Origin of the sequence: Pseudomonas sp. RIT-PI-o (assembly GCF_001297215.1) — a bacterium.
GTDB classification, from domain to species: domain Bacteria; phylum Pseudomonadota; class Gammaproteobacteria; order Pseudomonadales; family Pseudomonadaceae; genus Aquipseudomonas; species Aquipseudomonas moraviensis_A.
Map to the genome: position 1 here is coordinate 1 of NZ_LHPA01000004.1, position 21,642 is coordinate 21,642.

Annotated in this window: 18 protein-coding genes; 15 read left to right on the top strand and 3 right to left on the bottom strand. The window is 61.7% G+C overall.

Annotated features, from left to right (window positions below):
* From AEQ63_RS00040 to AEQ63_RS00095, 12 genes are all read left to right on the top strand, one after another.
* Nucleotides 1-580, top strand: a 580-nt coding sequence (locus tag AEQ63_RS00040; RefSeq protein WP_064361431.1) for an energy transducer TonB, incomplete at its 5' end; no start/stop codon positions are given.
* A gap of 45 nt (nucleotides 581-625) precedes the next feature.
* On the top strand, nucleotides 626-1,333 hold the full coding sequence (locus AEQ63_RS00045) for a MotA/TolQ/ExbB proton channel family protein (RefSeq protein WP_064361368.1): 708 nt from the start codon (nucleotides 626-628) through the stop codon (nucleotides 1,331-1,333).
* Nucleotides 1,333-1,734 carry an ExbD/TolR family protein gene (locus AEQ63_RS00050; protein ID WP_042609132.1) on the top strand — a complete coding sequence of 134 codons (402 nt, stop codon included), beginning with the start codon at nucleotides 1,333-1,335 and terminating at the stop codon, nucleotides 1,732-1,734. The genes AEQ63_RS00045 and AEQ63_RS00050 overlap by 1 nt, the downstream gene beginning before the upstream one ends.
* Before the next feature lie 207 nt (nucleotides 1,735-1,941).
* Nucleotides 1,942-4,653, top strand: a complete 2,712-nt coding sequence (locus tag AEQ63_RS00055; RefSeq protein ID WP_042609131.1) for a TonB-dependent receptor — start codon at nucleotides 1,942-1,944, stop codon at nucleotides 4,651-4,653.
* A gap of 150 nt (nucleotides 4,654-4,803) precedes the next feature.
* Nucleotides 4,804-6,669, top strand: coding sequence for an extracellular solute-binding protein (locus AEQ63_RS00060; RefSeq protein ID WP_042609130.1), 1,866 nt, complete (start codon nucleotides 4,804-4,806; stop codon nucleotides 6,667-6,669).
* Between the two features lies 1 nt (nucleotide 6,670).
* On the top strand, nucleotides 6,671-7,735 hold the full coding sequence (locus AEQ63_RS00065; protein WP_064361369.1) for a microcin C ABC transporter permease YejB: 1,065 nt from the start codon (nucleotides 6,671-6,673) through the stop codon (nucleotides 7,733-7,735).
* On the top strand, nucleotides 7,735-8,757 hold the full coding sequence (locus tag AEQ63_RS00070; RefSeq protein WP_042609128.1) for an ABC transporter permease: 1,023 nt from the start codon (nucleotides 7,735-7,737) through the stop codon (nucleotides 8,755-8,757). The genes AEQ63_RS00065 and AEQ63_RS00070 overlap by 1 nt, the downstream gene beginning before the upstream one ends.
* A gap of 1 nt (nucleotide 8,758) precedes the next feature.
* Nucleotides 8,759-10,393: an ABC transporter ATP-binding protein gene (locus AEQ63_RS00075; RefSeq protein ID WP_064361370.1), complete on the top strand. Its 1,635-nt coding sequence runs from the start codon at nucleotides 8,759-8,761 to the stop codon at nucleotides 10,391-10,393.
* Nucleotides 10,394-10,563: 170 nt separating this feature from the next.
* Entirely contained in the window at nucleotides 10,564-11,085 is a 522-nt protein-coding gene (locus AEQ63_RS00080; RefSeq protein WP_042609126.1) for a DUF3455 domain-containing protein, read from the top strand.
* Between the two features lie 158 nt (nucleotides 11,086-11,243).
* A complete protein-coding gene (locus AEQ63_RS00085; RefSeq protein WP_064361371.1) occupies nucleotides 11,244-11,771 on the top strand; it encodes a sigma-70 family RNA polymerase sigma factor in 528 nt (175 codons plus the stop codon).
* Complete coding sequence (locus AEQ63_RS00090; RefSeq protein WP_042609124.1) at nucleotides 11,768-12,460, top strand: anti-sigma factor; 693 nt, start codon at nucleotides 11,768-11,770, stop codon at nucleotides 12,458-12,460. Before AEQ63_RS00085 ends, AEQ63_RS00090 begins: the two co-directional genes overlap by 4 nt.
* Before the next feature lie 200 nt (nucleotides 12,461-12,660).
* The gene (locus AEQ63_RS00095) at nucleotides 12,661-13,062 is read left to right on the top strand and encodes a hypothetical protein (RefSeq protein ID WP_064361372.1); all 402 of its coding nucleotides are present in this window, start codon (nucleotides 12,661-12,663) and stop codon (nucleotides 13,060-13,062) included.
* Between the two features lie 70 nt (nucleotides 13,063-13,132).
* Here the strand turns inward: AEQ63_RS00095 and AEQ63_RS00100 are convergent, their stop codons facing one another.
* A complete protein-coding gene (locus AEQ63_RS00100; protein WP_064361373.1) occupies nucleotides 13,133-14,224 on the bottom strand; it encodes a DUF1615 domain-containing protein in 1,092 nt (363 codons plus the stop codon).
* 332 nt (nucleotides 14,225-14,556) lie between these two features.
* On the opposite strand from AEQ63_RS00100, the gene AEQ63_RS00105 reads away from it, so the two are divergent.
* Together AEQ63_RS00105 and AEQ63_RS00110 are read left to right on the top strand one after the other, a co-directional pair.
* Nucleotides 14,557-16,761: a TonB-dependent receptor gene (locus AEQ63_RS00105; RefSeq protein WP_064361374.1), complete on the top strand. Its 2,205-nt coding sequence runs from the start codon at nucleotides 14,557-14,559 to the stop codon at nucleotides 16,759-16,761.
* 291 nt (nucleotides 16,762-17,052) lie between these two features.
* Nucleotides 17,053-18,582, top strand: coding sequence for an FAD-dependent oxidoreductase (locus AEQ63_RS00110; protein WP_064361375.1), 1,530 nt, complete (start codon nucleotides 17,053-17,055; stop codon nucleotides 18,580-18,582).
* A gap of 124 nt (nucleotides 18,583-18,706) precedes the next feature.
* On the opposite strand, the gene hemB is transcribed toward AEQ63_RS00110, so the two are convergent.
* Nucleotides 18,707-19,681, bottom strand: coding sequence for a porphobilinogen synthase (hemB, locus tag AEQ63_RS00115; RefSeq protein WP_064361376.1), 975 nt, complete (start codon nucleotides 19,679-19,681; stop codon nucleotides 18,707-18,709).
* Nucleotides 19,682-19,928: 247 nt separating this feature from the next.
* Nucleotides 19,929-20,627, bottom strand: a complete 699-nt coding sequence (locus AEQ63_RS00120; RefSeq protein ID WP_042609117.1) for a glutathione binding-like protein — start codon at nucleotides 20,625-20,627, stop codon at nucleotides 19,929-19,931.
* Between the two features lie 283 nt (nucleotides 20,628-20,910).
* Here AEQ63_RS00120 and AEQ63_RS00125 point away from each other — a divergent pair, with 283 nt between their 5' ends.
* Nucleotides 20,911-21,585: a hypothetical protein gene (locus AEQ63_RS00125; RefSeq protein ID WP_039763430.1), complete on the top strand. Its 675-nt coding sequence runs from the start codon at nucleotides 20,911-20,913 to the stop codon at nucleotides 21,583-21,585.
* Nucleotides 21,586-21,642 lie beyond the last annotated feature (57 nt).

The window sequence follows — 21,642 nt, forward strand, 5'->3', positions numbered from 1 at the left end:
CCCCCCCCCCCCCCCCCGGCCCCCACCACCCCCGAACCCCCCGCCGCCGCCCCCGCCTCCACCGCCGCCGGAACCCGAGCAGCCGGTGGAGGACGAGGACGCGGTCAAGCCGCCGCCAAAACCGCTGGAGAAGCCCAAGCCGATCGAGAAACCGAAACCGGTCGAGAAGCCAAAACCAGTGAAGAAAGTCGAGCCGCCGAAAGCGCCGCCCGCCCCGGCGCAACCGTCCGCACCTGCGGCGCCGACCACACCGAGCGCACCACCGGCACCACCTGCTGCGCCCGCTCCGGTCAAGGAATCGGCGGCGATTTCCGGCCTGGCCAGTCTTGGCAATCCGCCGCCGGAATATCCGTCGCTGGCGCTGCGACGCAATTGGGAAGGCAGCGTGGTGCTGCGCATTCAGGTGCTGGCTAACGGCCGTGCCGGCAGCGTGACGGTGACCAAGTCCAGCGGCAAACCGCAACTGGATGAGGCGGCCGTCGCGGCGGTGAAGAACTGGAAGTTCATTCCGGCCAAGCGTGGTGACACGCCGATCGACGGCTTCGCCACCCAGACCATCGATTTCAAATTGCCGCAGTGACGGCGCAACCGACTCATTACTGATTAACGCAAGCGAGGTGTAGCCATGAACGATTCACTGTCTTCGATGATTGTCCCCGGTGTGCTCTGGGGTCTGGTGCTGTTTTCCGTGGTCAGTTGGGCGATCCTGCTGGTCAAGTCGGCCCAGTACCTGCGCCAGAAAGCGCAGAACAAACAGTTCACCAAAGCCTTCTGGAGCGCGCCGGACCTGCCCCCCGCCGCCGAACACGCCAGCCAGTACCCGGGCTCGCTGGCGCGCATCGCCAGCAGCGGTTTCGAAGCCCTGCTGGTGGAAGATTCGCCGCGCACCACTCAGCAATTGGCGCACACCATCAACCGTTCCGATCGTCTGGAGCGCAACCTGCGCCAGCAGATCCAGAAGGAGCGCCGCTCGCTGGAAAACGGCCAGGCGATCCTCGCCAGTATCGGCAGCACCGCGCCGTTCATTGGCCTGTTCGGCACCGTGTGGGGAATCATGGAAGCCCTGCAAAGCATTGGCGAAACCGGCTCGGCCAGCCTTGAAGCGGTGGCCGGTCCGATCGGCCCCGCGCTGATCGCCACCGGCGTGGGTATCGCCGTCGCAGTGCCCGCGGTGCTGATTTACAACTTCTTCCTGCGTCGGCTGAAACTCGCCGCGGCGGACATGGACGACTTCGCCCACGACTTCGACGCCCTCGCCTCGCGCAGTGCCTTTTCCATCAGCCGCCAGGCCATCGCCAGCAAAAACACCAACGCCGTGCGGGAGGCCAGCTGATGTCGTTTTCCACTCAAGACAGCGATGAAGTGCTCAGCGAAATGAACGTCACGCCGCTGGTCGACGTGATGCTCGTGCTGCTGGTGGTGTTCATTGTCACCGCGCCGCTGATGACCAACGCGATCAAGGTCAACCTGCCGAAAACCGATGCCGTCGCCCCTGCCGAAAAGAAAGACCCGGTGGTGGTCAGCGTCGATCAGGACGGCAAGTTCTATCTGGCCAAGACCGAACTGGCTCCGGAATCCCTCGAGGCCAGCCTCAAGGAAGTCAAGGCCAAGGACGCCGAGGTGCGCGTGCAGTTACAGGCCGATGCCGCCGTCAACTACGGCCAGGTGGCCAAGGCCATGGCATCGATCGAACGCTCGGGCATCAACAAGATTTCGGTGATGACCACCCACTGAGTGCGGTGTCGGCGGCCGTTGAGAGCATCCGTCGGCACCGCTGAAAAAGAATCCCGTCGCACCCGGCCGACCGAAAAAACGCCACGCGTCTTCGGAGGGGATCGGCTTGCTTGAAGAAAGTGGTTTTCCGCGCGCGGTATCACCGGAAGCGGAGCAATGAGCGGCTCACAAGGCCAATTCGATAACGTCTGAAAATCGGAAACAACCATGCTGATGAACACTCCACGCTTCACGCTCAAACCTTTGGTGGCAACGATGTCTCGCCACCGTTTTGTTCCGCTGTATCTGGTGGCCATGGGGATGGGTGCCGGGACCGTGCAAGCGGCCGAGGACGACAACAGCTCCACGCCAGCAGCCGCTGTCGTGGCGGCGCCGACCACGCAACTGCAACGGGTCGAAGTGACGGGTTCGGCGATTCGCCGGGTCGATGCGGAAACGGCGGTGCCGATCACCATCCTCAAGGCTGACGAGCTGCGCAAACAGGGCGTGACCACCACTGCCGAACTGGTCCAGCGCATCACCGGCAGTCAGTCGATCAACAACAGCGCCGGTTCGGTCGGCGCGGCCACCGGCGGGGCGTCCTTCGCCGACATGCGCGGCATCGGGGCGAACAAGACGCTGGTGCTGCTCAACGGTCGGCGCCTGGCCAACAACGCCCTGTCGGGGACCAACTCGGCCGGCGGCGCGGTGGATCTGAACATGATCCCGTTTGCCGCCATCGAACGCGTAGAAGTGCTGCGTGACGGCGCCTCGGCCCTGTACGGCACCGACGCCATCGGCGGTGTGATCAACTTCATCACCAGGAAATCCCTCACCGACGGCGCGTTGACCCTCGGCGGTGAAACGCCGACCCACAGCGGTGGCGGTGCGACCAAGGACATGAGCGCCAGTTGGGGCTACGGCGATCTGGAAGAAGACCGCTTCAACGTCCTCGGCGTGTTCAACTACAACAAGCAGCAGAACCTCGACGCCAACGACCGCTCCTTCGCCACCGACTATGCGCCCGGTCGCGGTCTCGATCAGACCTCCGGCACCGCGTTCCCGGGCAACTACAGCCAGAACGGCAACGCCACCAACCCGTTGGCCAACAGCAATTGCAACGGCCCCAACCTGATCGCCCGCGACGGCTTGTGCCGTTTCAGCACCCGCGAATATATCGATCTGGTGCCGCAAACCGAGAAGACCTCATTCTTCGGCAAGACCACCGCCAAGCTCGGCGATGATCACAACGCCAACCTCGAATACTTCTGGTCGCGCAACAACAACGCTGTCGCTGTCGGCCCGGCGCCACTGACCGGTCTGAGCCTTGACTCTTCGTCGCCCTACTATCCCGGTAACGGCATCACCCCGGCGCCCACCGATTTCGCCCTCGACCCGACGCAACCGGTCGACGTCAACTGGCGTGAGACCGCCGCTGGCCCACGCGAATCGAAAGACCAGAACACCAGCCAGCGCTTCCTGCTGAGCTTCGACGGCCTGGTCGGTGGTTGGGATTACAACGTCGGCGCCTCGTACAACCAGAACAAAATCGTCTCCAGCGTCACCAGTGGCTATGTCAGCGATCAGGCGATGATCGACGGCCTGGCCAGCGGTCTGCTCAACCCGTTCGGCCCGCAGTCGGCGGCCGGCCAGCAGTACATCGACAATGCGGCGTACCACGGCGCCTATTCCACTGCCGTTGGCCGCGTGGCCGGATTCGACGGGCGCATCAGCCGTGAAATCGGCGACTGGTTCGGTGCCGGCCCGTCCGGTCTGGCGCTGGGTGGCGAGTACCGCAAGGAGAAATTCCATCAGGACTTCGAGTCGTTCGCCGGCGACATTCAGAGCCTCGGTATCGACCCGGCCGGCAGCGTCGAGGGCGACCGCAGCGTCAAGGCCGCCTATGCCGAACTCAACGTGCCGGTACTCGATAGCCTTGAATTGTCCGCCGCTGTGCGCCACGACAAATACAGCGACTTCGGCAGCACCACCAACCCGAAATATTCGTTCCGTTATCAGCCGATCAAAGAGCTGGTGGTGCGTGGTGCCTACAGCGAAGGTTTCCGCGCGCCATCGCTGTACGAGCTGTATTCGCCGCGCAGCATCACGTTCACTCAGGGTTACTACAACGATCCGGTGCTGTGTACCGGCGGCGTAGTGCAACCAGGCGGCAACGGCGGCCGCGATTGCGGTCAGCAGTTCCTCAACCAGATTGGCGGCAACGAAGATCTGGCCCCGGAGAAGGCACGCAACGTCACCTTGGGCTTCGTCTATCAGCCGATCAGCAATCTGTCGGTGGGTCTGGATTTCTGGTGGATTCACATCTCCAACCAGATCCAGCCGTTCCCGGAATCCACCGTGTTTGATCAGGCCGGTTCCTACCCGGACCGCTTCGTGCGCAACGCCGACGGCACGCTCAATTACATCGTTACCGGCAACGCCAACCTCGGCATCGTCGAAACCAACGGTGTCGACGTGTCGCTCGACTATCGCTTCCCGAACACGCCGTACGGTCAATTCGGCCTCGGCCTGCAAGGCACCTATGTCGATGAGTACGATTTCCAGAGCACCATCAAAGGTCCGTTCACCGACAAGGTCGGCGACTTTCAGGGTGACGGCGTGATCGCGCGCTGGAAACACAACCTCACCGGCAGCTGGAGCCTCGGCGCGGCGCGGGCAGCGCTGACCAACCGCTTCACCACCGGCTACAACGATTACGACCGCGAGACGCACGCGCGGGTGGCATCGTATTCGGTGTGGGATCTATCGGCCGGTTACACCTTCAACAAGGTTCTGGATGTCGATGCCGGGATGAAGAACGTCTTCGACCGCAACCCGCCGTTCTCCAACCAGGCCTACAACTTCCAGAGCGGCTATGACCCGCGCTACACCGACCCGCTGGGCCGAACATTGTTTGCGCGCATGACGTATCACTTCTGACCGGTAACACCAGATGTCTCCCTGTGGGAGGGGGCTTGCTCCCGAAGGCGGTGTGTCAGTCAACACACCCTGCACTGATCCACCGCCTTCGGGAGCAAGCCCCCTCCCACAGTTTGATCTGTGTGCATTCAGGAATTGAGGAGTGATTGCATGAGTATTTTGCGCAACATGACTGGCCTGCTTCTGGTCAGCGCGCTGCTCTGTGCCGGCCCCTTGGCGCTGGCTGGCGGCAGTCATGCGCTGACGGTGTACGGCGAGGCGCCGAAGTATCCGGCCGGCTTCAAGCATTTCGATTTCGTCAACCCCGACGCACCCAAGGGCGGGTCGCTCAGCCGTGCGTCGATGGAGATCGGTCAGTACAACTACATCACGCCGTATGCCGATCAGGGCATTTCGGTGGTGCAGGTCAATGATTGGGTGTACGCGCCGCTGGCGTTCCGTTCGCTGGACGAGCCCTACACGGTTTACGCCTTGGTCGCGCAGCAGATCGAGCGCGATCCCGAAGGTTTGTGGGTGCGTTTCACCCTCAACCCCAAGGCACGTTTTGCCGACGGCACGCCGATCACCGCCGAAGACGTGCGCTACACATTCAACCTGCTGATGACCAAGGGCAGCCTGAGCTATCGGCAGCAATACGCCGACGTGCAGGACGTGCTTATCGAAGGCCCGCAACAGGTGCGTTTCACCTTCAAGAACAACCTCAATCGCACCCTGGCGCTGGATCTGGCGACGCTGCGCGTGCTGCCCGAGCATTGGTGGAAAACCCGTGACTTCGCCAATGGCGGCGGTTTCGAGCCACCGCTGGGCAGCGGCCCGTATCGGGTGAGCAAGGTCGACGCCGGGCGCAGCATCAGTTTCCAGCGCGATCCGGACTGGTGGGGCAAGGACCTGCCGGTGAGTCGCGGCATGTACAACTTCGACAGCCTGACGGTGAATTTCTACGGCGACACCGACGTCGCTCGCCAGCTGCTGCAGGCCGGTGCGTTCGACTACAACCGCGAGTTCTCCTCCTCGGGTTACGTGGTTGGCTACGACAGCCCGGCCCTGCGCGACGGGCGCTTGCAGAAAGCCATTCTGGCGCCGCAGAAACCCACGGCCGCGCAAGGTTTTGTGTTCAATCTGCAGAATCCGATGTTTCAGGACCGCCGCGTACGCGAGGCGATCAGCCTGCTATGGGATTTCGAGTGGACCAACAAACAGATGATGCGCGGCTTTTACGTGCGTCAGAACAGCTTCTGGCCCAAGAGCGAAATGGCCGCCAGCGCCCTGCCCGACGCCGAGGAATTGAAGATTCTCGAACCGCTGCGCGGCAGGGTGCCCGACGAGGTTTTCACCACCGTCTATGAAGCACCGAAAACCGATGGCAGCGGCTACATCCGCGACAAGCAACTGCAAGCGCTGAAGCTGCTCGCCGAAGCCGGTTGGACGGCGAAAAACAATCATCTGGTCAACGCTGCCGGGGAGCCGCTGGAGTTCACCTTTCTCGACGGTCAGGGCGGCTTCGATCGCATGCTGCTGCCGTTCAAGCGCACCCTCGCGCAGATCGGCATCACGCTCAATTTGCGCCGCATCGATTCAGCGCAATACATCAACCGCCTCAACGCCCGCGACTACGACATGATCGTCTGCGCTTTCCCGCGCAGCGGCGACCCGATCGTCTCCCCGGGCCGCGAGTTGTACAGCCTCTATGCCTCGCAAAGTGCCACGCAAGTCGGCAGCTCTAACGCAATGGTGCTGGCCGATCCGGCGGTCGATCAACTGATTGACGGGCTGGTCCAGGCCAACAGCCGCGAAGCCATGGTGCATTACGCCCGCGCCCTCGACCGGGTCCTGCAATGGGGTTACTACATGATTCCCAACTACTACTCCAAAGGCACGCCGACGGTGTATCAGAACCGCTTCGGCATGCCGGCCGTGCAACCCTCGTATGACGAAGGTCTCAACACCTGGTGGGAAGTCTCGGCCAAGCCACTGACGACTCAGCAAATGAGCGCTCAGCTTGCGGGAGGCCAATGACATGCTGCGTTATCTGAGTCGCCGTTTGCTGCTGATCATCCCTACGCTGCTGTGCATTCTGGTGGTGAATTTTCTTATCGTGCAGGCCGCACCCGGCGGGCCGGTGGAACAAGCCATCGCCCGCCTGCAAGGCTTCGGCGGACACAGCATGGGCGGTGGCGGCGAAGTGGCGGCGGTCGGGGGTGCCGGGCGCAGCAGCCGAGGTCTGGATCCGGCGCTGATCGAAGAAATCAAACACCATTACGGCTTCGACAAACCGCTGCACGAACGTCTATGGCTGCTGCTGAAAAACTACGCGCAACTGGATCTGGGCAACAGCTTCTTTCGCGGCGCCAAGGTCACCGACCTGATCGTGCAGAAACTGCCGGTGTCGTTGTCGCTGGGCCTGTGGGCAACGTTGATCACCTACCTGATTTCGATTCCGCTGGGCATTCGCAAGGCAATCAGAAACGGCAGCGCCTTCGATGTCTGGAGCAGCACCGCAATCATCGTCGGTTATGCGATGCCGGCGTTTCTCTTCGCCATTCTGTTGATCGTGGTGTTCGCCGGCGGCAGCTACGTCAATTGGTTTCCGGTGCAGGGGCTGGTCTCGGATAACTTCGACAGCCTCGGCACATTGGGCAAGGTCGGCGATTATCTCTGGCACCTGGTGCTGCCGGTTACAGCGCTGGTGATCGGCGGTTTCGCCACGCTGACGATCCTGACCAAGAACAGCTTTCTCAACGAGATCAGTCGCCCGTACGTGATCACCGCACGGGCCAAGGGCCTGACCGAACGCCGCGTGCTCTACGGCCATGTGTTCCGCAACGCCATGTTGTTGGTGGTGGCCGGTGTGCCGTCGGCGCTGATCGAGGTGTTTTTCGCCGGTTCCTTGCTGATCGAAACCATCTTCAACCTCGATGGCCTCGGGCGCATGAGCTACGAGGCGGCGGTGTCGCGGGATTACCCGGTGGTGTTCGGTGCGTTGTTCCTGTTCACCCTGTTCGGCCTGTTGATCAAGCTGATCGGCGACCTCTGCTACACCCTGCTCGACCCGCGCATCGATTTCTCGGCGAGGACTGCCTGATGTTCACACTGTCGCCTCTGAGCCAGCGCCGCATCGCGCAATTCAAGGCCAACCGCCGTGGGCGCTGGTCACTGTGGCTGTTTATCGGCCTGTGCCTGATCTGCTTCGGTGGCGAGCTGATCGCCAACGACAAGCCGCTGGTGATCCGCTATCACCACGCCTTTTACTTTCCGATCCTCAGCGATTACCTGGAAACCGATTTCGGCGGCGAGCTGCCGTTTCAACCGGATTACGCCAGCAGCTATGTTCACAAGCTGATTGAGGATCAGGGCGGCTGGATGCTGTTTCCGCCGATCCCGTTCAGCTACGACACGGTCAACTACGACCTCACCGAACCGGCGCCCAGTCCGCCGTCTTCGAGCAATTGGCTGGGCACCGATGATCAGGCTCGCGACGTTCTGGCGCGGGTGATTTTCGGCACGCGGATCTCGATTCTGTTCGCGCTGATCCTCACCGCCATCAGCGCGTTGATCGGCATTGTCGCCGGGGCTTTGCAGGGCTACTACGGCGGCTGGGTCGATTTGCTCGGGCAGCGCGTCCTGGAAATCTGGTCGGGGTTGCCGGTGCTGTACCTGCTGATCATTCTGTCCGGCTTCGTCTCGCCGAGTTTCTGGTGGTTGCTGGGAATCATGGCGCTGTTTTCCTGGCTGGCACTGGTCGATGTGGTGCGCGCCGAGTTCCTCCGTGGGCGCAATCTGGAGTACGTGAAAGCCGCGCGGGCGCTGGGCCTGACCGACAGCGAACTGATGCGCCGACACATTTTGCCGAACGCGATGACCTCCACCCTCACCTACCTGCCGTTCATTCTCACCGGCGCCATCGCCACCCTGACCGCGCTGGACTTTCTCGGCTTCGGCATGCCCGCCGGCACCGCGTCGCTGGGCGAGTTGATCGGCCAGGCCAAGCGCAATCTGCAAGCCCCCTGGCTGGGGCTGACAGCGTTTTTTGCCTTGGCGCTGATTTTGTCGCTGCTGGTTTTTATTGGTGAGGCCTGCCGTGATGCGTTTGATCCCAGGAGCTGAGATGAACGATAACCTGATCGAAATTCGTGACCTGCGCGTGGCCTTCGCCGGCCAGGAGGTGGTGCACGGTGTGAACCTAGATATTCGCCGTGGCGAGTGTCTGGCGCTGGTCGGCGAGTCCGGCTCGGGCAAGTCGGTGACGGCGCATTCGATCCTGCGCCTGCTACCGGGCAAGAGCGTTAGCAGCAGCGGCGCGATTCGCTATAACGGCGTCGATTTGCTGCACGCCAGCGAACAGCAGATGCGCGGTCTGCGCGGCAATCGCATTGCGATGATTTTCCAGGAGCCAATGACCTCGCTGAACCCGTTGCACACGGTGGAAAAACAGATCAGCGAAGTATTGGAAATCCACAAGGGCCTCAAGGGCCGCGCCGCTCGTGTACGGACGCTCGAACTGCTGGAACTGGTTGGTATTCGCCAACCGTTACAACGTCTGAAAGCCTATCCGCATCAGCTCTCCGGCGGTCAGCGGCAACGGGTGATGATCGCCATGGCGCTGGCCAACGAGCCGGAACTGCTGATTGCCGATGAGCCGACCACGGCGCTGGACGTGACCGTACAACAGAAAATTCTCGAACTGCTGATCGAACTGCAGCAGCGCCTGGGCATGTCGTTGTTGCTGATCAGTCACGACCTCAATCTGGTACGGCGCATCGCTCAGCGGGTGTGCGTGATGCGTCAAGGCGAGATCGTTGAACAGGCCGATTGCGAAACGCTGTTTCGTGCGCCGCAGCACCCCTACAGTCGTTTGTTGATCGAAGCTGAGCCGAGCGGCGCGCCGGTGCCCAGTGAGTACGAGCACAACCTGCTGGAAGTCGATGATTTGAAGGTGTGGTTTCCCCTGCCGAAAAAATTCTTCAGCCGCCAGCAGGATTACATCAAAGCGGTGGACGGGGTCAGTTTCACTCTGCAACGCGGCAAGACCCTGGGGATTGTCGGCGAGTCGGGTTCGGGCAAGTCGACGCTGGGGCAGGCAATCCTGCGACTGGTCGAATCAGAGGGCAATATCCGGTTCGGTAACAAGCAACTGAGCCTGCTCAATCAGCGTCTGATGCGCCCGTTGCGCCGGCAGATTCAGATGGTGTTCCAAGACCCGTTCGGCAGCCTCAGCCCGCGCATGTCGGTGCAGCAGATCATTGCCGAAGGCCTGCTGACCCATGGCATCGGCAGCGAGGCCGAGCGCGAGGCAGCGGTGATTCGCGTGCTTGAGGAAGTCGGCCTCGATCCGCAGAGCCGCCATCGTTACCCACACGAGTTTTCCGGCGGCCAGCGCCAGCGCATCTCCATCGCCCGCGCACTGGTGCTGGAACCGGCGCTGATCCTGCTCGACGAACCGACCTCGGCGCTGGATCGCACGGTACAGAAGCAAGTGGTGGAGTTGTTGCGCCAGTTGCAGATCAGGCACGGGCTGACTTATCTGTTCATCAGCCATGATCTGGCGGTGGTGCATGCGCTGGCGCATGACTTGATGGTGATCAAGGATGGCAGGGTCGTGGAACAAGGATCGTCGCGGGAGATCTTCGCCGCGCCGCAACATCCGTACACCCAAGAGTTACTGAAAGCCTCGGGCCTCAAGCCTTACAGAGAGCCTTGTGGGAGCGAGCCTGCTCGCGAATGCGGTGCATCAGTCACATAAGTGCTGGCTGACCCGACGCTTTCGCGAGCAGGCTCGCTCCCACAGGTTTGATCGGTGGTGTTTAAAATTTATTTTTCCGGCACGGCATCCAATCCCCTCCGCCACGGGTAGTCCTTGTAACAGCCCACTCTGGTGCTGTCAGCGCCCTACCCTTTTCGGAGAATCATCGGATGAACATCACCCAGCTGATTGGCTTCACCGGTTTGCTCGCTTTCACCGCCAGCACGTTTGCCCAGAGCAGTTATCCCGACGCGATCAAAGTGCCGGACGGGCACAGGATTGCCCTGGAAACCACCGGGGTTGGCGAGATCACCTACGAATGCCGCGACAAGCCCAATATGGCCGGGCAGACCGAGTGGACTTTTGTCGGGCCGAAAGCGGTGCTCAATGATCGCAGCGGCAAACAGGTCGGCACCTACTTCGGCCCACCGGCGACCTGGCAAGCGAAAGACGGATCGAAAGTCACCGGCACGCAACTGGCCGTGGCACCGTCGAGCCCGGGCAACCTGCCCTATCAACTGGTCAAGGCCAATCCGGCCGAGGGCAAAGGCGCGATGACCGGGGTCAGCTACATCCAGCGTGTTGCGCTCAAGGGCGGCGTAGCGCCGGGCAGTGAGTGCACCATGGCGAACAAGGGCAAGCAGGAAATGGTGAAGTACCAGGCGGATTATATTTTCTGGGCGGCGAACTGATATCTCGATCCCAGCACAAATCCCTGTAGGAGTGAGCCTGCTCGCGATAGCGGTATGTCAGTGAACGATCTGCCGGCTGACACAGCGCTATCGCGAGCAGGCTCACTCCTACAAGTGGGACTGTGTGATTCTGGAGAATGTGAGCTAGATTGCACGCCATGCCTTTAGCCGAATCCGTTTTCGATTACGAAGCCCGCCTCGCTGCCTGTGCCCGGGGCGAGCGGGCGGCCTTGCGCGATTTGTATGTGCAGGAAGGCCCGCGCCTGCTCGGTGTGGCCAAGCGGCTGGTGCGCGATACGGCGCTGGCAGAGGACATCGTGCATGAGGCGTTCATCAAGATCTGGAATGGCGCCGCCGGGTTCGACCCGGCGCGCGGTTCGGCGCGAGGCTGGATGTTCAGCGTGACCCGGCATCTGGCCTTGAATCAGCTGCGCAGGCAAAGTCGGGAAACGCCCTTCAGCGAAGAACATGAGGCAACGGCGCCTGATGAGTTGGCCGATGTTCACTCGGCGCGCATCCATCGCTGCCTCGAGCAACTGGAACCGCAGCGGCGCAGCTGTATCCTCCACGCCTACGTCGACGGTTACAGCCATGCGCAGATTTCCGCACGCCTCGACACGCCGCTGGGCACGGTCAAAGCGTGGATCAAGCGCAGCCTCAATGCTTTGCGGGAGTGCATGGGATGACCGGCGAATCAGCGCAGGACCGGGATGAACTGGCCGGCGAATACGTGCTTGGCACGCTGTCGTTCGAGCAGCGCATCGAGGTGCAACGGCGTTTGCCCGACGAGCCCGAATTGCGGGCAGCCGTGGATGCCTGGGAACGGCGGCTGCTGGAGCTGACCGATCTGGCCGAGCCACAGCAACCCTCGGCGCAGCTGTGGCCTCGCATCGAACGCAGTCTCGAACGGCTGACGGTGAGCAAACCGCTGACTTCGTGGTGGAACCTGCTGCCGCTGTGGCGCGGTCTGAGCGCCGCCGGTCTGGCGGCGACATTGATTCTCGGCACGATCCTGCTGACCCAGACTGCGCCGAAACCGAGTTATCTGGTGGTGCTGGTGGCGCCGCAGGACAAGGCGCCGGGTTGGGTGATTCAGGCGAGCGATTCCCGGGAGATCCAGTTGATTCCGCTGGGCGTGGTCGAGGTGCCGGCGGACAAGGCGCTGGAGTTCTGGACCAAGGCTGACGGCTGGTCGGGGCCGGTTTCCCTGGGTCTGGTCAAACCGGGGCAGGCTTTGTCGGTGCCGCTGGACAAATTGCCGCCGCTGCAGCCCAACCAACTGTTCGAGCTGACGCTGGAAGGCGCGAGCGGCTCGCCGATCGGCAAACCGACGGGGCCGATTCAGGCGATCGGGCGTGCGGTCAAAGTCTTGTAGTGTGCCCTGTAGGAGCTGCCGAAGGCTGCGATCTTTTGATTTTTCTTAGAATCAAGATCAAAAGATCGCAGCCTTCGGCAGCTCCTACATCAATCATCATCGACGTCGATGTTCACCATCACGGCAATGAAGTTCTCATAAAAAATTCCGGGCGTAACATCGGCTCCATACCAACCAACAACACCCCGGAGCACACCATCATGAAACGCCAGACTCTTCTCAGCATCGCTTTCTCGGTTTTCGCAGTTAACGCTTTTGCCGCCACCCCGGCGCACACCATGATCGCCGAAGGCGGCTCGGACAAACTGATCGAAAGCCGTCTGGCCGAAGGCGGTTCGGATCGTCTGATCGAACGCCGCGTTGCCGAAGGTGGTTCGGATCGTCTGATCGAACGTCGCGTTGCTGAAGGTGGCGCTGATCGCCTGATCGAACGTCGTGTTGCTGAAGGAGGCTCGGATCGTCTGATCGAACGCCGTGTTGCCGAAGGTGGTGCTGATCGTCTGATCGAACGCCGTGTTGCCGAAGGTGGCTCGGATCGTCTGATCGAACGCCGTGTTGCCGAAGGTGGTGCTGATCGTCTGATCGAACGCCGTGTTGCCTGATGCATGACTGCAAGCGCAACACCGCAGAGAAACCCGGCTCCCGCAGCCGGTTTTTTTATGTCTGCGTGTTTTATCCGGCCTTGGCCATGCAGCGTTTGTAGCGCTCGTCCACGCGTTTGGCGAACCACGCTGTGGTGAGTTTGCGGGTGATCTTCGGGCTCTGCAGCACGATCCCCGGCAATAGCGCACGCGGTAATGCCTTGCCTTCGGCTCGCTCCGCCAGTTCGAACACGCGCTGATAGAGTTTGGTCTCTTCGAATTCCAGGGTTTTGCCCTTCTCCAGTTGATCGCGAATCGTCGGGTTGCGCATGCCCAGCGACTTGCCGAGGGTGCGCACCGCCAGTTCAGTGCTGCCGGGCATGATCGAATCGTAGCGGATCAGGTCGCCGTCCAGGGTCAGCGGAATGCCGGACGCGCGACTGACCGCGTTCTGAAACGCAGCATTGCGGCTGGCGTACCAGCCGGCGTTGAAATCGGCGAAACGATACAGCGGCTCGCGGTAATTCACCGGATAGCCGAGCAAATGGGCGATGCCGAAGTACATGCCGCCGCGCCGGCTGAACACTTCACGGCGAATCGAGCCGTCCACCGGATACGGGTAATCCTTGGCGTGCTCTTCAGCGAATTCGATGCTGACCTGCATTGGCCCGCCGGTGTGCACCGGGTTGAAGCCGCCGAACAGGGTGCGCCCCATCGGAACCATGCCGATGAAGTCATCGAAAATCGCGCTCAGTTCCTTTTCACTGCGCGCTGCATTCAGGCGTTCGCTGTAGGTCTTGCCGTTGGGCGAGCGCACTTGCAGAGCGCCGCTGACCAACAAGCTGGGGATGTGCACCTTGGCGGCGCGGCGATCGATCTCGTCGCGGGCAATCTTGCCCAGACCGGGCACCGTCGGATCGGCCTGGAAAGTGGATTCCTGTTCCGCCACGGCCAGTACCGAACAGAGATTTTGCGTGGTGGTATTGATGCCCTGCGCGGCGAACGCGGCGTAGATGTCCGTGGCCCAGCCTTGGCGATCAGCGGTTTTCGCCGGCAGCAAGCGGACGATTTCCGCTTTCACTTCGGCCGGCGGGCGCGGTGCCGGTTCGTTGCTGCGCTGGCTGGCGCAACCGGCGAGCAGCAGCAAGGCGCTGAGTGTGGCGAGTAATCTTGAGGGGTGCATCGTTGCTCCTTCCAGTCCGGTGTGCCGCGTTCCCCCTGCAAGCCCACAAATCCTCTGGCGAGGGAGCTTGCTCCCGCTGGGCTGCGGAGCGGCCCCGAATCCTGCCATCCGCGTCAACCAGAAACAACCGGGAGTCCAGGATTGCGACGGCTGCGCCGCCGAGCGGGAGCAAGCTCCCTCGCCACAATGTGCAGCTCTTACGGGGCTGATGACAAACTGATTGCAAAACGTTACTGCGAAACCCTATCATTTGCGCCTGGAGTCGCATTAGCGCAAGGAGTTCCGCGCCGCCCTTATTTTATTCATTGGCCGCTCGCCTCCAGGTATCCGACATGCCCGCTTCAGCTCGACTCGGCGCTCCGTTCCGCCCGACTTTGCTTGCCCTGCTATGTTCCCTGACCGTTACCGCCCACGCCGCTGAAGACAACAGCAAAGAGCTCGTGCTCGACGACGTCAACATCAACGCCCAGGCCCCAACCCCCAACGCCCTGCCCCCGGTCTACGCTGGCGGTCAGGTTGCACGCGGCGGCCAATTGGGCGTGCTGGGCAATCAGGACATGATGGACGTGCCATTCAGCGCGGCGTCCTACACCGAGCAACTGATCCAGGACCAGCAGGCGGAAAACGTTGCCGATGTGCTGCTCAACGATTCCTCGGTGCGCCAGGCCTCGGGCTTCTCCAACCAGGCGCAGGTCTTCATGATTCGCGGCCTGCCACTCAATGGCGATGATATTTCCTATAACGGCCTGTACGGCGTCTTGCCCCGGCAGATCATTTCCACCGATGCACTGGAACGCGTGGAAGTGTTCAAAGGCCCGAACGCCTTCATCAACGGCGTGACCCCGACCGGTTCCGGCATCGGCGGCGGCGTCAACCTGCAACCAAAACGCGCCGGCGATGTGCCGCTGCGCCGTTACACCACCGACATCAACAGCGAAGGCCGCATCGGTCATCACTTCGATATCGGCCAGCGCTTCGGTGAAGACAATCGCTTCGGCGCGCGGGTCAACCTGTCGCAGCGCGAAGGCGACACCGGCATCGATCACGAGAACCAGCGCTCGAAACTGTTCGCCATCGGTCTGGATTATCGCGGCGATGCGCTGCGGCTTTCCGGCGACTTTGCCTATCAGAAAGAACGCGTCAACGGTGGCCGCAGCTCGGTCAACCTCGGTACCGCCACGCACCTGCCGGACGCGCCATCGGCCGATACCAACTACGCGCCGAAGTGGGGCTACACCGATATCGAAGACACTTTCGGCATGCTCCGCGCCGAGTACGACCTCAACGACAACTGGACCGCCTACGCCGCCGGTGGCGCCAAGCACACCCGTGAAGTCGGCCGCTACAACTCGACCACGCTGGTCGGCAACAACGGCGCATCGTTCACCACCGGCTCGTTCGTGCCCCATGACGAGGACAACACCAGCGTCATGGCCGGCCTCAACGGCAAATTCAACACCGGCCCGGTCAGCCACAAGCTGAATTTCGGCCTGACCGGGATCTGGGCTGAGCAGCGCAGTGCCTATGACTTCGACCTGACGCGCTACTCGAACAACATCTATCACCCGATCACGCCGCCGGCACCGGTCGGCAACTTCGCTGGCGGCGATCTCAACGATCCGGGCATCGTCGGCAAGACCTTCAACCGCAGCGTGGCGATCTCCGACACCCTCGGTTTCTTCGACGATCGCCTGCTGGTCACCGCAGGCCTGCGTCGCCAGCAACTGGTGGTGCAGGGTTACAGCTACGCCAGCTACGGCAGCGGCCCGCGCTCGTCGAGCTACGACGAATCGATCACCACGCCGGTGTACGGCATCGTGTTCAAGCCGTGGGAGCATGTGTCGATCTACGCCAACCACATCGAGGGCCTGGCGCAGGGTCCGACCTCGCCGACCAGCTCCGGCGGTTTCCGCGTGACCAACGGCAACGAAGTCTACGCACCGAAACGCTCCAAGCAGACCGAGGTGGGCGTGAAAGTCGACATGGGCACCTACGGCGCAAGTCTGGGTGTTTACCGCATCGAACAGCCAAGCGATGGCTACTGCGAAATCAACGGTCCGACCACTTGCACCTACGTCCGTGAAGGCGAACAGATCAACAAAGGCGTGGAAATGAACGTGTTCGGCGAGCCGATCGATGGCCTGCGCCTGATCAGCGGCCTGACCCTGATGGACACCGAACTGAAAAACACCCTCAACGGTGCCAACGACGGCAACCACGCCATCGGCGTGCCGACCTTCCAGTTCAACGCTGGCGTGGATTGGGACGTGCCGGGTCTGCAAGGCGTCGCGCTGAATGCGCGAATGCTGCGCACCGGCGGGCAATACGCCGACGCGGCGAACAACCTCAGCCTGCCAACGTGGAACCGCTTCGACGCAGGTGCGCGCTATGCGTTCAAGGTGTCGGAGAAAGACGTGACGCTGCGTTTCGGCGTTGAGAACGTGGCGAACAAGAAGTACTGGGAATCGGCTCAGGGCGGGTACCTGACCCAGGGTGAACCGCGGGTGGCGAAGCTGTCCGGGACGATTGATTTCTAAGCACTAAAAAGATCAAAAGCCCCTCACCCTAACCCTCTCCCAGAGGGAGAGGGGACTGACCGAGATGTTCTCTCGAACTACGCCGACCTGAAATATCCAGTCGAACTCAGGACTTGAAAAGCCCCCGATCGGCTCCCTCTCCCTCGGGAGAGGGCTGGGGTGAGGGGTTGCAGCCGTGCAGCCCATTCCCGGGTATGCACAAAACAGCCGCCCTGTCCCGTCCGGCCGACCACACTGGCCACCCTCTCCCGCTGATCCATACTTGCTGCACAGCCACAGGAGGACAGCCCCATGAACCGCAGCGACGTGCTGATCATCGGCGCCGGCCCGACCGGTCTGGTCCTGGCGCTGTGGTTGAGCAGACTCGGCGTGCGCGTGCGCATCATCGACAAGACTACAGCGCCCGGCACTACTTCCCGCGCTTTGGCCGTGCAAGCGAGAACCCTCGAGCTGTATCGCCAACTCGACTTGGCCGACACCATCGTGCGTCGTGGCCATCAGGTCGCGGCGGCGAACTTCTGGGTCAACGGCAAACCGGTCGCCCAGTTGCCACTCAAGCGCATCGGCGAAGGCCTCACTCCCTACGCCTTCGTCGAAATTTTCCCGCAGGACGAGCACGAACGGCTGCTGCTCGAGCGCCTTGAAGATTACGGCGTCAGCGTCGAGCGCAATACCGCGCTGGAGAGCTTCGAGGACACCGGCGACACCATCACCGCGCATCTGCGCCTGCCCGATGGCCAGCAGGAAGTCTGTCAGGCCTGTTATCTGGCCGGTTGCGACGGCGCCCGTTCGGTAGTGCGCAAAACCCTCGACACCGACTTCCCCGGCGGCACCTATCAGCAGATTTTCTACGTCGCCGATGTCACGGCCAGCGGCCCGGCGCTCAATGGCGAGCTGCATCTGGATCTGGACGAAGCGGACTTTCTCGCGGTGTTCCCACTGGCCGGCGAAGGCCGCGCGCGACTGATCGGCACGGTGCGTGACGAACGCGCCGAGCGTGCCGAAACCCTGCAATTTTCCGACGTCAGCAGCCGCGCCATCGAGCATCTGAAAGTGCATATCGAAGACGTGCACTGGTTCTCCACCTACCGCGTGCATCACCGGGTGGCCGAACACTTCCGTGATGGCCGGGCATTTATGCTCGGCGATGCCGCCCACGTACACAGCCCCGCCGGCGGCCAAGGCATGAACACCGGCATCGGCGATGCGATCAATCTGGCCTGGAAGCTCGCCGCCGTACTCAGCGGTGGTGCCGAACCGAAACTGCTCGACACCTACGAAACCGAGCGCATCGCCTTCGCTCGCCGACTGGTCTCCACCACCGACAAGGTCTTCAGTTTCGTCACCGCCGAGGGGCGCATGGCCGACCTGCTACGCATGCGTGTGGCGCCGTTTCTGCTTCCGAAAATGGCCGCGTTCGAAGCAAGCCGCGAGTTCCTCTTTCGCACCGTCTCGCAAGTCACCCTCAACTATCGCGGCATGCCGCTGAGTCAGGGCGAAGCCGGCCATGTGCACGGCGGCGACCGCTTGCCGTGGGCGCATGATGGCGAAGGAGATAATTTCGGGCCGCTCCGGCAACCGTGCTGGCAGGTGCATGTCTACGGCGACACCAGCGACGAGATGATCGCCTGGTGCGCCGAACATCACTTGCCGCTGCACGTCTTCGACTGGCGCCCGGCGTTTGAAACAGCCGGATTGGGCCGCAACGGCTTTTACCTGCTGCGCCCGGATACCTATGTGGCGATTGCCGAAAACAGTGCCGATCCAAAAGTGATCGAGCGCTACTTCCGCGATCACGGCATCCGCCCGTTCTTCAACTGACACACCACAACCCCCTGTAGGAGTGAGCCTGCTCGCGATAGCGTTGTGTCAGTCGAGAAAAATCATGTCTGACACACCGCTATCGCGAGCAGGCTCACTCCTACAGTCTGGATTTGTGCTGGGCTTAGATCCCGGCGAGCGCCAGATCCATCGCAAAGTAAGTGAAGATCAGATCCGCGCCCGCACGCTTGATGGCGCCAAGGCTTTCGCGCACCACGCGATCTTCATCGATCGCCCCGGCCTGGGCACCGAACTTGATCATCGCGTACTCGCCGCTGACCTGATACGCCGCCAATGGCAGGTTCGAAGCCTGACGAATGTCACGGATGATGTCGAGGTAGGCGCCAGCCGGTTTGACCATCAGCGCATCCGCGCCTTCCTGCTCATCGAGCAGCGATTCGCGCAGGGCTTCGCGACGATTCATCGGGTTCATCTGATAGCTCTTGCGATCACCCTTGAGCGCGCTGCCGCCGGCCTCGCGGAACGGACCGTACAGCGCAGAAGCGAATTTGGTCGAGTAGGCCATGATCGGAATCTGCGTGAAACCGGCCGCGTCCAGCGCCTGGCGAATCGCGCGCACCTGGCCATCCATTGCTGCCGACGGTGCGATTACGTCAGCCCCGGCGCGAGCGGCGGCCACGGCTTGCTTGCCAAGATTGATCAGGGTCTGGTCGTTGTCGACCTCGTGATTGTGCATCACACCGCAATGGCCGTGGTCGGTGTACTCGCAGAAGCAGGTGTCGGACATCACGATCATTTCCGGCACGGCATCCTTGGCGATGCGCGACATGCGCGAGACCAGGCCGTCTTCGCGCCAGGTGTCGCTGCCGCTGGCGTCGAGATGATGGGACACGCCAAAGGTCATCACCGACTTGATCCCGGCACGGGCATAGCGCTCGATTTCACTGGCCAGTTTGCGCTCGGGGATGCGCTGCACGCCGGGCATGCTGGTGATCGGCACGAAGTCGTCGATCTCTTCCTCGACGAATATCGGCAGCACCAGATCGTTGAGGCTGAATTCGGTTTCCTGGAACAGACTGCGCAGGCTCGCATTGCGGCGCAGACGGCGGGGACGTGCTTCGGGGAACTGACTGGACATGGGGCCTTTCCTGAAAACAGCGGATGAGACGAAAGTCGTAGGGGGCGCAGCTTATGCCTTGCGGCGGGTGCGGGACAAACCTGGATCGGCCAAGAGAGCGTTACCGGGCTTGCAATAATCGATAAAACGCAACAAATCCCCTGTAGGAGTGAGCCTGCTCGCGATAGCAGTGTGTCAGACATAAATTTCTCCACTGATACACCGCTATCGCGAGCAGGCTCACTCCTACAAAAGGAAACGCGGTGAGTCAGGAAGGAATGGTCAGGCCGCGGATGACTGCCGGGCGAGCGAGGAACCGCTCCAGCACCCGAGTGACGTTGGGGAAATTCTGAATCCCGACCAGATCCCCTGCCTCATAGAAGCCGAGCAGATTCCGCACCCACGGGAACGTGGCGATATCGGCGATGGTGTAGCGCTCGCCCATGATCCAGTCGCGGCCTTCAAGGCGGGTGTTGAGCACGTTCAACAGGCGTTTGCTCTCCTCGACATAGCGGTCACGCGGGCGCTTGTCCTCGTAATCCTTGCCAGCGAATTTGTTGAAGAAACCGAGCTGGCCGAACATCGGGCCGATGCCGCCCATCTGCCACATCAGCCATTGAATGGTCTCGTAGCGCAGCGCGCCTTCCTGAGCGAGCAACTGGCCGCTCTTGTCGGCCAGATAAATCAGGATCGCGCCGGATTCGAACAGCGGCAGCGGCTGATCTTCCGGGCCATGCGGGTCGAGGATCGCCGGGATCTTATTGTTCGGGTTCAGCGAGAGAAACTCCGCCGAGGTCTGGTCGTTGGTGTCGAAGCCGACGCGGTGCGGCTCGTACGGCAGGCCGATCTCTTCGAGCATGATCGACACTTTGACGCCGTTGGGGGTCGGCAGGGAGTAGAGCTGAATCCAGTCCGGGTACTGCGCCGGCCATTTCTGAGTAATCGGGAATGCAGACAGATCGGTCATTGGAAGCATCCAGTCACAAATTGAAAGCCGATCATAATGTAGGCCCGGGTTGGCGCCTACACGAACCGTAACATCCTGTCGCTAACCTGCCTGCATGCCCGCAAAGGTTGCCGTTAGAGTGCTGCGCACTGGCCCGGATCGAACCAAACGGGCATTACAGGACTCTGAGCTATGCCTTTCTCGCAGAGGAAGCTGTTCACGACAGGGAAACACCCGGTGCTGGGAGCCCGCGGTGCCAAGGTTTGTCAGCCTTAACCGATTTTGCTGAAGAATCTTCGAATTGATGACGAACCTGATGAGTTTCGCCAAACGTTTCAAACATCGCGCGTACGTGGCCCTGCCCTCCCTGCTGGCAGTCAGTGCGCTTTTTCTCTCCCTCGAATCCAGTGAAAGCCGCGCGCAACCGGCGGACGGCACGCAGACCCTGGTGTTCCTGCGTCATGCGGAAAAACCCGAAGGCGGCTTAGGCCAGCTCAACTGCCAGGGCCTGAACCGCGCCATCGATCTGTCGACACTGCTGCCGGAAAAATTCGGCAAGGCCGACTACGTGTTCGCCGCCAACCCGACACGCAACGTTGAAGAAGGCGAGCTGGACAACTCCTACAGCTACATTCGCCCGCTGATGACCATCAGCCCGGCCGCGATCAAGCTTGGCTTGCCGGTGAACATCGAGTTCTCCGCCAACGACACCAGCGATCTGGCCCGCGAACTGCTGGACGAGAAATACCACAACTCGACGATCTACACCGCCTGGTCACACGGCTATCTGCCGGAGCTGATCAACAAGGTCGCCGGCAATGCGGTGGGCGAGCGGCAGAAGATCACCGATGACTGGGCTGGAGACGACTTCGACTCGCTGTACGTGCTCACCCTGAAGTGGCACAACGGCAAGGCCAGTCTGCAGAGCCATAGCTACAAGCAGGGGCTGGATAATGGCAAGGACACCTGCCCGACCTGAGTTTTTTATCGCCTGACCTGGCCCTATCGCGAGCAGGCTCACTCCTACATTTGGAAC

Coding starts and splice junctions, on each gene's coding strand:
- AEQ63_RS00045 (WP_064361368.1), top strand. CDS start 626: ATGAACGATTCACTGTCTTCGATGATTGTCCCCGGTGTGCTCTGGGGT.
- AEQ63_RS00055 (WP_042609131.1), top strand. CDS start 1,942: ATGCTGATGAACACTCCACGCTTCACGCTCAAACCTTTGGTGGCAACG.
- AEQ63_RS00105 (WP_064361374.1), top strand. CDS start 14,557: ATGCCCGCTTCAGCTCGACTCGGCGCTCCGTTCCGCCCGACTTTGCTT.
- AEQ63_RS00070 (WP_042609128.1), top strand. CDS start 7,735: ATGTTCACACTGTCGCCTCTGAGCCAGCGCCGCATCGCGCAATTCAAG.
- AEQ63_RS00080 (WP_042609126.1), top strand. CDS start 10,564: ATGAACATCACCCAGCTGATTGGCTTCACCGGTTTGCTCGCTTTCACC.
- AEQ63_RS00075 (WP_064361370.1), top strand. CDS start 8,759: ATGAACGATAACCTGATCGAAATTCGTGACCTGCGCGTGGCCTTCGCC.
- AEQ63_RS00090 (WP_042609124.1), top strand. CDS start 11,768: ATGACCGGCGAATCAGCGCAGGACCGGGATGAACTGGCCGGCGAATAC.
- AEQ63_RS00085 (WP_064361371.1), top strand. CDS start 11,244: ATGCCTTTAGCCGAATCCGTTTTCGATTACGAAGCCCGCCTCGCTGCC.
- AEQ63_RS00095 (WP_064361372.1), top strand. CDS start 12,661: ATGAAACGCCAGACTCTTCTCAGCATCGCTTTCTCGGTTTTCGCAGTT.
- AEQ63_RS00100 (WP_064361373.1), bottom strand. CDS start 14,224: ATGCACCCCTCAAGATTACTCGCCACACTCAGCGCCTTGCTGCTGCTC.
- AEQ63_RS00110 (WP_064361375.1), top strand. CDS start 17,053: ATGAACCGCAGCGACGTGCTGATCATCGGCGCCGGCCCGACCGGTCTG.
- hemB (WP_064361376.1), bottom strand. CDS start 19,681: ATGTCCAGTCAGTTCCCCGAAGCACGTCCCCGCCGTCTGCGCCGCAAT.
- AEQ63_RS00050 (WP_042609132.1), top strand. CDS start 1,333: ATGTCGTTTTCCACTCAAGACAGCGATGAAGTGCTCAGCGAAATGAAC.
- AEQ63_RS00125 (WP_039763430.1), top strand. CDS start 20,911: ATGACGAACCTGATGAGTTTCGCCAAACGTTTCAAACATCGCGCGTAC.
- AEQ63_RS00065 (WP_064361369.1), top strand. CDS start 6,671: ATGCTGCGTTATCTGAGTCGCCGTTTGCTGCTGATCATCCCTACGCTG.
- AEQ63_RS00120 (WP_042609117.1), bottom strand. CDS start 20,627: ATGACCGATCTGTCTGCATTCCCGATTACTCAGAAATGGCCGGCGCAG.
- AEQ63_RS00060 (WP_042609130.1), top strand. CDS start 4,804: ATGAGTATTTTGCGCAACATGACTGGCCTGCTTCTGGTCAGCGCGCTG.